We start from the raw sequence: 12,058 nt of genomic DNA, 5'->3' as shown, positions 1-12,058 counted from the left end.
ACATGCGTCGACAATCGTGCATGAAAGTATGCATTCGCGGCAAGGGGTGTAAGTCGGCTAAGTGCCGCTCCGAGCCGCGGCGGACGGAGAGGTGGGGACGGATGAGCCAGCCGGCGAACGCGGCGGCCGTGGCGGCCGAGGACGCCTCGCGGGTCGCGGCACGGCTCAGGAAGATCATCGAGGGGCACCGGCTGTCGCCCTCGCAGCGGCGGATCGCGCGCTACCTGCTGGAACGCCCGGCGGAGGCGGTCTTCCTCACCGGCAACGACATCGCCGAGGCGGTCGGCATCAGCCAGCCCTCGGTGACGCGCTTCGCCTTCGCTCTCGGCTTCACCGGCTTCCCGGAGTTCCGCGACCATCTGCGCGCCGCCCTGCGCGACGGCCAGGACGCCGCCGCCGAACCCACCGAGCTCAACGCCGTCCAGGCGATGATCGACTCCGAGCTGCGTAACCTGGAACTGTTGCGGGACGGCCTCGCCGACCCCGGCCGGCTGCTGGAGGTCGCCGCCGCCCTGGCGGCGTCCCGGCCGCTCCCGGTCATCGGGCTGCGGGTCTCGGCGCCGCTCGCGCACCTGTTCGGCTACCTGGCCGCCAAGGCGCACCCCGACGTCCGGGTCATCGACGCGCCGGGGTCGGCCATGGAGGACCGGCTGAGCAGGGCCGCCGACGCCGGGGCCGCGTGGGCGCTCGCTTTCGGCCTGCCTCGCTACCCGCGCGAACTGCGCGACGGGCTCGTGTGGGCCAGGCGGGCGGGCCTGCGGGTCGCGCTGGTCACCGACCACTCGGTCGGCGCGCTGGCCGAGCACGCCGACGTGGTGCTGGAGGCGCCGGTCAGCTCGCAGTTCGCCTTCGACTCACAGGCCGCGCCCAGCGTGCTGTGCGCCGCGCTGGTCCACGCGATGTTGGAGGCGCTGCCCACCAGGGAACAGGCGTCCATCGAGGAGTTCGAGAACAGCGCCGCGGAACGCCGGCTGTTCCTGCCCGACTGACCGCCGGGCGACCAGGCGTCCCGGCCGGCGTACGGCCGGGACCGAGAACGTACAGGCCGAGCAAGGACAAGGAGAAGACGAGCGATGAGTGACGGCGCGCGGCGGGTGATCCGCTCTCCCCGGGGCACGGACCTCTCCTGCCAGGGCTGGCAGCAAGAGGCCGCCTTCCGGATGCTGCACAACAACCTCGACCCGGAGGTGGCCGAACACCCCGACGAGCTGGTCGTGTACGGCGGCACGGGCAAGGCGGCGCGCGACTGGCCGTCGTTCGACGCGATCGCCCGCACACTCCAGGGGCTGAAGCAGGACGAGACGCTGCTCGTCCAGTCCGGCCGCCCGGTCGGCGTCATGCGCACCCACGAGTGGGCGCCCCGCGTGCTGCTCGCCAACTCGAACCTCGTCGGCGACTGGGCCAACTGGGAGGAGTTCCGCCGCCTGGAGGCGCTGGGCCTGACCATGTACGGCCAGATGACGGCCGGCTCGTGGATCTACATCGGCACGCAGGGCATCCTGCAGGGCACCTACGAGACCTTCTCCGCCGTGGCCGCCAAGCGGTTCGGCGGCACGCTGGCCGGGACGATCACGCTCACCGCCGGCCTCGGCGGGATGGGCGGCGCCCAGCCGCTCGCCGTCACGATGAACGGCGGGGTCGCGATCTGCGTCGACTGCGACCCCTCGCGCATCGCCCGCCGCATCGAGCACCGCTACCTGGACGTCGAGGCGGGCAGCCTGGAGGAGGCACTGCGCCTGGCCACCGAGGCCCGCGACGCGCGCCGCCCGCTGTCGATCGGCCTGCTCGGCAACGCGGCCGAGGTGCTGCCGCGGATGCTCGCCATGGACGCGCCGATCGACATCGTCACCGACCAGACCTCCGCCCACGACCCGCTGGCGTACCTGCCGCTCGGCATGGCGTTCGAGGACATGCGCGAGCAGGCGGCCAAGGATCCGGCGGCCTTCACGCTGCGCGCCCGCGAGTCGATGGCCAGGCACGTCGAGGCGATGGTCGGCTTCATGGACCGGGGCGCCGAGGTCTTCGACTACGGCAACTCCATCCGAGGCGAGGCCAAGCTGGCCGGGTACGCGCGGGCGTTCGACTTCCCCGGCTTCGTCCCCGCCTACATCCGGCCGCTGTTCTGCGAGGGCAAGGGGCCGTTCCGCTGGGCCGCGCTGTCGGGCGACCCGCGGGACATCGCCGCCACCGACAAGGCCATCCTCGAGCTGTTCCCCGAGAACGAGTCGCTGGCCCGCTGGATCAAGCTCGCCGGGGAGCGGGTCGCCTTCCAGGGGCTGCCCGCACGGATCTGCTGGCTGGGGTACGGCGAGCGGGACAAGGCGGGCCTCCGGTTCAACGAGATGGTCGCCTCCGGGGAACTGCGCGCCCCGGTGGTCATCGGCCGCGACCACCTCGACTGCGGGTCGGTCGCCTCGCCGTACCGCGAGACCGAGGGGATGCTCGACGGCTCCGACGCCATCGCCGACTGGCCGCTGCTCAACGCGATGGTCAACGTCGCCTCGGGCGCGTCCTGGGTGTCGATCCACCACGGCGGCGGGGTCGGCATCGGCCGCTCGATCCACGCGGGCCAGGTGGCCGTCGCCGACGGCACGGCCCTCGCGGCGCAGAAACTGGAGCGGGTGCTGACCAACGATCCCGGTATGGGCGTCATCCGGCACGTCGACGCCGGGTACGAGAAGGCGGCCGAGATCGCCGGGGAGCGCGGCGTGCGGATCCCGATGGCGGAGGGGGAAGCGCGGTGACCAGGCCCGGCCCGGGGAAGCACCCCGATCGGGACGGCCCTGTTCCCCTTGATCCTTTCCAGGACGGCCCGGTTTCCGATGATCCTCTGAAGGACGGCCTGTTTCGCGAGGGTCCACTCACGAATGATCGGGTCGGCGGAGGCGCGCTTCTCGACCGTTTCGAGCAGACCTGGAGTGCTCTGTCCCGAGTCGGCGACGAGGGCGCCCGAGGGTACCGGCGGTTCGCGTGGACGCCGGTGGACCTCGCGCTGCGCACGTGGTTCCGGGAGCAGGCCGAGGCGCGCGGCATGGACTGCGAGCAGGACCGCAACGGCAACCTGTGGGCCTGGTGGGGAACCCCCGGGCCCGGGGCGGTCGTCACCGGCAGCCACCTGGACAGCGTCCCCGGCGGCGGGGCCTTCGACGGCCCGCTCGGCGTGGTCTCGGCGTTCCTCGCCGTCGACCTGCTGCGCGAGCGGGGCGTCGTGCCGGAGCGTCCCATCGCCGTGGTGAACTTCGCCGACGAGGAGGGCGCCCGCTTCGGCGTCGCCTGCGTCGGCAGCCGCCTGCTCGCCGGGGTCCTCGCCCCGGACGCCGCCCGCGCGCTGCGCGACGCCGACGGGGTGACGCTGGCCGAGGCCATGCGCGCCGCCGGCGCCGACCCCGGGGCGCTCGGCCGGGACGAGGAGGCTCTCGCCCGCATCGGCGCCTTCGTGGAGCTGCACATCGAGCAGGGGCGCGGGCTCGCCGGCCTGGACGCGCCGGTCGGGGTGGCGAGCGCGATCTGGCCGCACGGCCGGTGGCGCTGCACCTTCCACGGCGAGGGCAACCACGCCGGCACCACGCTCCTGGCCGACCGGCGCGACCCCATGCTGCCGTTCGCCTCCGCGGTGCTCGCCACCAGGCAGGCCGCCGAGCGGCTCGGCGCGGTGGCGACGTTCGGCAAGGTCCTGGTCGACCCGAACGGGACCAACGCGATCGCCTCCAGGGTCGACGCCTGGCTCGACGGGCGCGCTCCCGACTCGGCGACGGTGCGCAAGATGGTGGAGGAGATCACCGGCGCCGCCGAGGCGGCGGGTGCCGGGCACGGGGTGCGGGTCGAGGTGGTGGAGGAGTCCTGGACTCCGGTCGTGGAGTTCGGCGGCGAGCTGCGCGACCGCGTCGCCGCCACCCTCGGCGGGGTACCGGCCCTGCCCACGGGAGCGGGCCACGACGCGGGCATCCTGTCGGCGTACGTGCCGAGCGCGATGCTGTTCGTCCGTAACCCGACCGGGACCAGCCACAGCCCGGCCGAGCACGCCGAGCCCGCGGACTGCGTCGCCGGAATCCTCGCCCTGACCGCCGCACTGGAGGATCTCGCATGCGGGTGAGCCCTCTCCGCCCCGCCCGCCCGACGCGGCAAGATGGGAACGTCCATCCTGCCGGCCAGGTGTGGCCAGGTGGGAGCGTCCACCCTGCCGGCCAGGTGTCGCCAGGTGGGAGCGTCCGCCCCGCCGGCCGGGTGTGGCCGGGCGGGAGCGTCGCGTGGGAGGGCGTGTACCCATGAGCGTCTTCTACGCCGATCACGCGTGGCTGGGCGGCGAGGCCACGGTCGCCGGCGTCGCCATCGAGGTCGCCGGCGGGCGGGTCGCGGCCGTACGCCAGGGGGTCGCCGGGCCGCCGCCCGGCGCCGTCCACCTGCGCGGGGTCACCGTTCCCGGGCTCGCCAACGCCCACTCGCACGCCTTCCACCGGGCGCTGCGCGGGCGCACCCAGCGCGGGCGCGGCACCTTCTGGACCTGGCGCGAGCAGATGTACCGCGTCGCCGCCCGCCTCACCCCCGACGGGTACCACGCCCTGGCCAGGGCGGTCTACGCGGAGATGGCACTCGCCGGGATCACCTGCGTCGGCGAGTTCCACTACGTCCACCACGACACCGGGGGACGCCCCTACGCCTCGCCGAACGCGATGGGAGAGGCACTGATCGCCGCCGCGGACGACGCCGGCATCCGCATCACGCTGCTGGACACCTGCTACCTGCGCGGCGGCTTCGGCATGCCGCCGGAGGGGCCGCAGCTCCGCTTCACCGACGGGGACGCGACCACCTGGTCGGAACGGGTCTCGGGCCTCAAGGCCGGCCCGCACGCCCGCGTCGGCGCGGCGATCCACTCGGTGCGCGCCGTGCCGCCCGAGGAGATCGGCGTGGTGAGCGGCTGGGCGCGTGAGGGGGGCGTGCCGCTGCACTTCCACCTGTCCGAGCAGGTCGCCGAGAACGAGGCGTGCCTGTCCGCCTACGGCCGGACCCCGGCGGAGCTGCTGGCCGATGGCGGCGCGCTCGGCGCGCTCTCCACGGCGGTGCACGCGACGCACCTCACCCCGGGGGACATCGCGCTGCTCGGGGAGTCCGGCACGGGCGTCTGCATGTGCCCGACCACCGAACGCGACCTCGCCGACGGCATCGGCCCGGCGCGGGCACTGGCGGACGCCGGCTCGCCCATCTCCCTCGGCAGCGACAGCAACGCCGTCGTCGACCTGCTGGAGGAGGCGCGCGGCGTCGAGCTGGACGAGCGCCTGGCCACCCGGCGGCGGGGACACTGGCTCGCCGCCGACCTGTTGCGCGCGGCCACGAGCGGCGGGCACGCCTCGCTCGGCTGGCCCGAGGCGGGCCGCATCGAGGCGGGAGCCTCGGCGGACCTGGTCACGATCGCCCTCGACTCCGTGCGGACGGCGGGCTGGGCGGCGGACTGCCTGGTGGAGACGCTGGTGTTCGCCGCCACGGCGGCCGACGTCCGCGAGGTGATCGTGGCCGGCCGGCGCATCGTCACCGCCGGCCGCCACCTGGCGGTCGGCGACGTCCCCACCACCCTCGCCACCGCCATCGCCGACCTGACCTGACACCACCTCTCCGCCGGTATGTGTCCTTCCGGCGCCGGGCCGGCGGGGGTGGTGCGGTGAGGCCGGCGCCGTTGTGCGGCAGGTGACGCGGCTGAGGCGGCGGGGGAGAAGATCATGAGGTTCGGAATGGGCGCGGGAGGCAGGGTGGGCGTGAGTTCTCTTCTCATCGACGGCATCGGGTCGCTGGTCACCAACGACCCGGCGGTCGGGCGGGGCCCGCTCGGGCTGGTCGAGGACGCCGCGCTGGTCGTCGAGGACGGGCGCGTGGCCTGGGCGGGCCCGCGGTCGCGGGTCCCCGAGGGGGCGGCGCGGGAGCGGTTCGACGCCGGAGGCCGGGCGGTCATCCCGGGGTTCGTGGACAGCCACGCGCACCTGGTGTTCGCCGGCGACCGCACGGCGGAGTTCGAGGCCCGGATGTCCGGCCTCCCCTACAGCGCCGGCGGCATCCGCACCACGGTGGCGGCCACCCGCGCGGCGACCGACGAGGCGCTGCGCGCCAACGTGCGGCGCCTGGTCGGCGAGGCGCTCCGCTCGGGCACGACCACCATCGAGTGCAAGTCCGGGTACGGCCTGACGGTGGAGGACGAGGCGCGGAGCCTGCGGCTGGCCGCCGAGCAGACCGGCGAGGTGACCTACCTCGGCGCCCATGTGGTGCCGCCGGAGTTCGCCGGCGACCCGGACGCCTACGTGGACCTGGTCGCCGGCGCGATGCTCGACGCGTGCGCGCCGCACGCCAGGTGGATCGACGTCTTCTGCGACCGGGGCGCCTTCGACGGCGACCAGACCCGGGCGATCCTCTCGGCCGGCAAGGAGCGAGGCCTGGTGCCGAGGGTCCATGCCGGGCAGCTCGAGCAAGGTCCCGGTGTGCGGGTCGCGGTCGAGCTGGGGGCGGCCTCCGCCGACCACCTGACGCATCTGAGCGACGCCGACGTGGAGGCGCTGGCCGGCGGCGACACGGTGGCGACGCTCCTGCCCGGCGCGGAGTTCTCCACGCGCTCGCCCTACCCGGACGCGCGCCGCCTGATCGACGCCGGGGCCACGGTGGCGCTCGCCGCCGACTGCAACCCCGGGTCCAGCTACACGACCAGCATCCCCTTCTGCGTCGCCCTCGCCGTGCGCGACATGCGGATGACCCCCGGCGAGGCGGTGTGGGCGGCCACCATGGGCGGCGCGCGAGCGCTGCGCCGGAGCGATGTCGGCCACCTGGCGCCCGGCGCCCGCGCCGACATCGTCCTGCTGGACGCCCCCTCGCACGTCCACCTGTCCTACCGCCCCGGCGTCCCCCTCATCGCCGGAGTCTGGAAGGGGGGCCAGCCGGTCGTACCGGCCGGATGACGGGGGCCGGCCCCGGAGGAACGGGGAGGGCGCGGCCGGGGGCGGGTCACCAGCGGATGACGCTCGCGGCCCAGGTGTAGCCGGTGCCCGCCGCGAGGAGCAGGACGAGGTCGCCGGGGGCGAGCAGCCCCGCCCGGTCCGCCCGGTCCAGGGCGAACAGCGGATCTACGCCGCTCATGTGCCCGGTGTCGTCGAGGTACATCGCCCGGTCGGCGGGCAGGCCGAGCTCTTTGACCAAGGCGTCGTGCAGCGAGCGCTTGACGTGGATGCCGCACAGGTACGACACGTCGCGCCGGCGGGCGCCCGAGCGCCGCAGCGCCCCGTCCGCCGCCGCGAGGAAGTTCGGCAGCGTGACCGGGTCCAGCCGTTCCTTCATCCCGGCGGGGTCGGGGACGTCCAGCAGGTGCCGCCGGGCGCGCACGGTGTCGTGGCTGGCCGGTTCGGCGCTGCCGCCCGCCGGGACCATCACGTCGCGCGAGAACGACCCGTCCGTGATCATGTGGCAGCCCAGCACCTCCCGGGCGACCCGCCCGCCGTCCCCGGTCTCCTTGACGAACAGCGCCGCCACCGCGCCGTCCCCGAAGTCGTAGGCGAACCGGGTCCTCGGGTTGCCGTAGTCGATCAGGGACGACTCGCGGGACGCGGCCACGGCCAGCACCGTGCGCAGCTCGTCCTCGGCCCGCAGCAGGTCGCGGCACACCCGCACGGCCACCGGCGATCCGCAGGAAACGTAGGACAGCTCCAGGACGGCCGCCCGGTCGCAGCCGGTCAGGTGGGCGACGCGCGGCGCGGCGTGCCACACCTCGTAGTCCTTCCACGTTGAGCCGAAGTACACCAGCGCGTCGACCTCGCTCGGCTCCATGCCGCGCTCGGCCAGCAGCCTCCGCGCCACCGTGGCCGCCATGTCGCTGACGTGCTCGCCCGGGGCGGCGATGTGCTTGCCGCGCAGCCCGAACTTGCCGGCGAGCACCTGTTCGGGGATGCCCGACAGCGCGGAGATCTCGGCCGCGCCCATCCACCGCTCGGGAAGGTACGACGCCGTCGCGGCCAGCCGCACCCGGGTCACCCGCCCGCCTCCCACGTGCCGCGCAGTTCGTTCTTCAGCAGCTTGCCGACCGCCGAGCGGGGCAGCCGGCCGACCAGCCTGACGTGCCTCGGCACCTTGAAGCCGGCGAGCATGCCCCGGCAGTAGGCGACCAGGTCGTCGACGGCGGGCGCGGCCCCGGGCGCCGGCACGACGAACGCGCACCCCACCTCGCCCCAGCGGTCGTCCGGCACCCCGACTACCGCCGCCTCGGCGACGTCCGGATGCCCTTGCAGCACGGACTCCACCTCGGCGGGATAGACGTTCTCTCCACCGGAGACGTACATGTCCTTGGCCCGGTCGCGGATGCGGTAGAAGCCGCTCGCGTCGCGCTCGGCGACGTCTCCGGTGCGCAGCCAGCCGTCGGCCATGACCGCCGCCGTCGCCGCCGGGTCGTGCCAGTATCCGGCGAACACGTTCGGCCCCCGCACGAGCAGTTCCCCAGCCGCCGGGCCGTCGAGCAGCCGGCCGGTGGCGGCGTCGCGCAGCGCCACGTCGACGTGGGGATAGGGAGTGCCGGCCCAGCCGACCCGGCCGGCGACCTCCTCCGCGGGCAGGCACAGCACGTTCGGCGCGGCCTCGGTCAGCCCGTAGCCCTGCACGATGGACACGCCCCTGTCCAGCCAGACGCGCAGCAGCGGCTCCGGCATGGGAGCCCCGCCCACGACGACGCGCCGCAGGCCGGACAGGTCGGCCGAGGCGAAGGCGGGGTGCGTCGCCATGAACAGGTAGGTCGCCGGGACCCCCATCATGGTGGTCACGCCCCGCTCGGCGATCAGGCGCAGCGCCCGCCCGGCGTCGAAGGACGCCTCCAGCACCACGGTCGCGCCCTTCCACCAGGCGAGCAGCGGCTGGACGTTCCACCCGCCGACGTGGAACTGGGGGAGCACCTGGAGCACCACGTCGTCCTCGCGAAGCTCGCAGCCGCGGTCGAGGGACAGATTGGTCCAGAAGCAGTTGGCGTGGGTCAGCAGGGCGCCCTTCGGCCGCCCGGTGGTGCCGGAGGTGTAGACGAGCAGCAGCCCGGCGTCGTCCGGCGGGTCCCCGGGAAGACCGTCCGGCCTCGCGGCCGGGTCACCGGCCAGTGGCGCCCGCGTGCCCAGCGAGTCGAGGCCCTGCCGCGTGAGCTCCACGATCGGGCACGCGTGCCCGGACACGACGCGGGCCTGCTCCGCCAGCGGCAGCAACTCGGGCGAGGCCAGCAGGATCGACGGCTCGGCGTCGGAGAGCTGGTAGGCGACCTCCGGCGCGGTCAGCCGCACGTTGACCGGGGTGAGGATCAGCCCGGCCTTGGCGCAGGCGAAGAACACCTCCACGTGCTCCGGGCGGTTGCCGGTCAGGGTGGCCACCCGGTCGCCGGGCCGCAGCCCGCCGGCGAGCAGCGCCGCCGCCAGCCGCTCCGACCGGGCGTCCAGCGTCGCGTAGGAGGTCTCGGCGCCGTCGAAGACGATCGCCGTGCGGCGGGGCGTGGCGCGTGCCCTGTCGCGCGGCCACCGGCCCAGCGCCATCGTCACCGGCCCTCCCGGTCACGTTCGCGTGCCTCCGCACCCGCCGACCGAGACGCACCCGCCGCCGGAGGCACGCCGTCAGACGGAGAGGCGGCGGCACCGAGGCCGCGCAGGACGAAGGCGTACATCTCCTCGAAGACCTGGTCGGGCACCGTGCCGGGAGCGTCCTGCCACAGGATCCACCGCATCCCGACCAGCTCGCCGACGCCCATCAGGGCCCAGGCCAGCACCTCGGGGTCGGCTTCCGCGATCTCGCCCGCGGCCATCGCCGCGCGCAGCCCGCCGATGTAGCCGTCGGCGATCGTCCGGTAGTGCCGCTGGAGCATGCCGGGGGAGGCGAACTCGGCCTGCCGGATGATCCGGTACAGCGCCGGGTGCTCGGCGGTGAAGCGGAAGAACCCCTTGAAGCCCAGCCTCTCGGCCTCGGCCCGGCTCCGCCCCTGGCGCGCGCCGTCCGACATCGCCCGGCGGACCCGCCGGTTGAGGTCGGTCACCAGCTCGTCGAAGATCTGCTGCTTGCCCTCGAAGTAGATGTAGAACGTCCCCTGCGAGCAGCCGGCCGCTTCAGTGATCTTGACGATGGAGGCCTCGTGGTAGCCCAGCCCGGCGAACACCTCCTCCGCCGCGTCGAGCAGCCGGCGCCGGGTGCGCTCACCCTTCGGGGAGAGCGGCCGCCCCCGGGTGCTGGTGGGCGGCGGCTCGTCCTCGACCTGCCATGCCTGCATGCGTCTTCCCCCGATCACGTGGTCAGGCCGTGGGCACCCGCGACAGGTGGGCGTGCAGGAGCGCGGCGAACTCCTCGGGCCGCTGGGTGTACGGGAAGTGCCCGGTGCCTTTCATGAGGTGCTCGGTGTAGTCGCCGTACCGGTCGAGGACGTCCCTGGTCTGCTGCACCATCGGCTGTGCGGGGAACGCCTCCGCGCCGGGCCAGCCCGGGACGTACCCGCTCGCCCCGAGGTGGCCGAGGTCGGTCATCGAGGTGTCGGAGACGATGGCGTCGAGGTCGCCGTACACCCAAAGGACCGGCGCGCGGCAGCCGGAGCCGGGCAGGGAGCTCCAGTGGAAGTACTTCGGCGATATCGCGTTGAGCACGCCGCGGCTCCCGGGCGCCACGCCCGGCCAGTTGGGTGAGGGCAGGGAGGTCCCCGGGTAGTTGTCGTCGCCGACCCGTGCGGCCAAGATGCCCTTGAGCAGGGCCTCCTCGTCGCGGACCGCCTCGGGGCCGGGGAAGTAGAGGGTGCGCACGACGTTGCGGGGGGACAGCGGGCTGCCGTCGGACTCGTCGCCCTCGGCGATGAGCCTCACCAGTTCGGGGTTGGCGGTGCCGCCGCCGGAGCCCGCGTAGTCGGGGGCGCAGGGCGTGCCGTCGCGCCGGGTCCCGCCATAGCCGTACGGCGGGACGGGCGCCACCGGCGTGAGCGTGAGCACCCGGCCGGGGTGGTGGACGGCGAAATCGAGGACGATGCCGCCGCCCAGGGAGTGGCCGACCAGATGGACGGCGTCCAGGCCCAGCGCGTCCAGCAGTGCGACCAGGTCGTCGCGGAAGTCGCCGACGCCCCGGGTGGCGTCCACGGGCGCCGCCTCGGCGGCGCCGAAGCCCCGCAGGTCGGGGGCGATGCCTCGGAAGCCGGAGGGCAGCAAGGAGAGCTGTTCGTCCCAGACGGAGCCGTCGGACAGGTTGCCGTGGACGAAGAGGATCGGGACGCCGTCGCCCGCCTCTCGGATGTGGGTCGCCAGGCGCGCGGTGCGCACCGTGCGAGAGCGGGCTGCGTTCATCGCCATCCCTTGCAGAACCGGATCGTGGCCGTCAAATTAACACATGAATCACCTCTCATAAAAGAGCGATGGCAAACCACGGCGGCGCCGGCGAACACGGCGGATCAAGGCCCGTTTCAGCGGATGGGGCAGCCGGGGGAGCCTGATCGCCCTCACTCGCCCGCGCCGGCCGACGGCACCGGGGACGGGCCGGTCCTGATCGGCTCGTCCTGCCGGCGGCTCAGCTCGTAGGCGACGCGCAGCTGCATGGGGCATGTCCCCTGCCGAGAGGGCCGTGCTACGGGCCGCGACTGCATCCGGATGACTCGTGACAGAGGTCAGCACAACGTCAGCACCGGTGCTGACAAAGACGGCGAATGACCCGAAGCGACAAGAAGCCCCAGACTCACGATCAAGGCCGGAGCTGGGGCTTTGGCTCCTGTTTGACCAGGTCAGAACTGGCGTGCTGTGGAGCGTGGTGGGCGATACTGGGATTGAACCAGTGGCCTCTACCGTGTCAAGGTAGCGCTCTCCCACTGAGCTAATCGCCCTCGATGAGCACCCCAAGGGGGAGGCCTCGACGAGAAATCAGAGCGGACGACGGGATTCGAACCCGCGACCCTCACCTTGGCAAGGTGATGCTCTACCAGCTGAGCCACGTCCGCGTGATCACCTGAGGCGCTGCCTCGATGACGCGTATCTCACCTTACCGGATCCCGGGCGTGCGAGATCCCTCCGGGACCCGAAGACGCGAGCGGAAACCTCGCCTTCTCGGAGCC

Annotated in this window: 9 protein-coding genes and 2 tRNA genes; 5 read left to right on the top strand and 6 right to left on the bottom strand. The window is 73.8% G+C overall.

Features of this window, described 5'->3' with window-relative positions; translation table 11 throughout:
* Nucleotides 1-101: 101 nt before the first annotated feature.
* From MYF83_RS26595 to hutI, 5 genes are all read left to right on the top strand, one after another.
* A complete protein-coding gene (locus tag MYF83_RS26595) occupies nucleotides 102-989 on the top strand; it encodes a MurR/RpiR family transcriptional regulator (RefSeq protein WP_248963439.1) in 888 nt (295 codons plus the stop codon).
* Between the two features lie 84 nt (nucleotides 990-1,073).
* Entirely contained in the window at nucleotides 1,074-2,744 is a 1,671-nt protein-coding gene (gene hutU / locus MYF83_RS26590) for a urocanate hydratase (protein WP_248963438.1), read from the top strand.
* 179 nt (nucleotides 2,745-2,923) lie between these two features.
* The gene (locus MYF83_RS26585) at nucleotides 2,924-4,093 is read left to right on the top strand and encodes an allantoate amidohydrolase (protein WP_248963467.1); all 1,170 of its coding nucleotides are present in this window, start codon (nucleotides 2,924-2,926) and stop codon (nucleotides 4,091-4,093) included.
* Between the two features lie 172 nt (nucleotides 4,094-4,265).
* The gene (locus MYF83_RS26580) at nucleotides 4,266-5,597 is read left to right on the top strand and encodes a formimidoylglutamate deiminase (RefSeq protein ID WP_248963437.1); all 1,332 of its coding nucleotides are present in this window, start codon (nucleotides 4,266-4,268) and stop codon (nucleotides 5,595-5,597) included.
* 150 nt (nucleotides 5,598-5,747) lie between these two features.
* Complete coding sequence (hutI, locus tag MYF83_RS26575; protein ID WP_248963436.1) at nucleotides 5,748-6,932, top strand: imidazolonepropionase; 1,185 nt, start codon at nucleotides 5,748-5,750, stop codon at nucleotides 6,930-6,932.
* Between the two features lie 46 nt (nucleotides 6,933-6,978).
* Here hutI and MYF83_RS26570 read toward each other — a convergent pair whose 3' ends face one another.
* The 6 genes from MYF83_RS26570 to MYF83_RS26545 all read right to left on the bottom strand — a co-directional run bounded on the left by MYF83_RS26570 (nucleotide 6,979) and on the right by MYF83_RS26545 (nucleotide 11,944).
* Nucleotides 6,979-7,998: a 3-oxoacyl-ACP synthase gene (locus tag MYF83_RS26570; RefSeq protein ID WP_248963435.1), complete on the bottom strand. Its 1,020-nt coding sequence runs from the start codon at nucleotides 7,996-7,998 to the stop codon at nucleotides 6,979-6,981.
* Nucleotides 7,995-9,524, bottom strand: a complete 1,530-nt coding sequence (locus MYF83_RS26565; protein WP_248963466.1) for an AMP-binding protein — start codon at nucleotides 9,522-9,524, stop codon at nucleotides 7,995-7,997. Before MYF83_RS26565 ends, MYF83_RS26570 begins: the two co-directional genes overlap by 4 nt.
* Before the next feature lie 2 nt (nucleotides 9,525-9,526).
* Entirely contained in the window at nucleotides 9,527-10,249 is a 723-nt protein-coding gene (locus MYF83_RS26560; RefSeq protein ID WP_248963434.1) for a TetR/AcrR family transcriptional regulator, read from the bottom strand.
* A 22-nt stretch (nucleotides 10,250-10,271) separates the two neighbouring features.
* Complete coding sequence (locus MYF83_RS26555; protein ID WP_248963433.1) at nucleotides 10,272-11,300, bottom strand: alpha/beta fold hydrolase; 1,029 nt, start codon at nucleotides 11,298-11,300, stop codon at nucleotides 10,272-10,274.
* Nucleotides 11,301-11,755: 455 nt separating this feature from the next.
* Nucleotides 11,756-11,830, bottom strand: a tRNA-Val gene (locus MYF83_RS26550).
* Between the two features lie 41 nt (nucleotides 11,831-11,871).
* Nucleotides 11,872-11,944, bottom strand: a tRNA-Gly gene (locus MYF83_RS26545).
* Nucleotides 11,945-12,058 lie beyond the last annotated feature (114 nt).

Source organism: Sphaerisporangium perillae (genome assembly GCF_023276435.1).
GTDB classification, from domain to species: Bacteria; Actinomycetota; Actinomycetes; order Streptosporangiales; family Streptosporangiaceae; genus Sphaerisporangium; species Sphaerisporangium perillae.
Note: the sequence above shows the minus strand (reverse complement) of the source record. Positions and strands in the feature narration are given on the sequence as shown.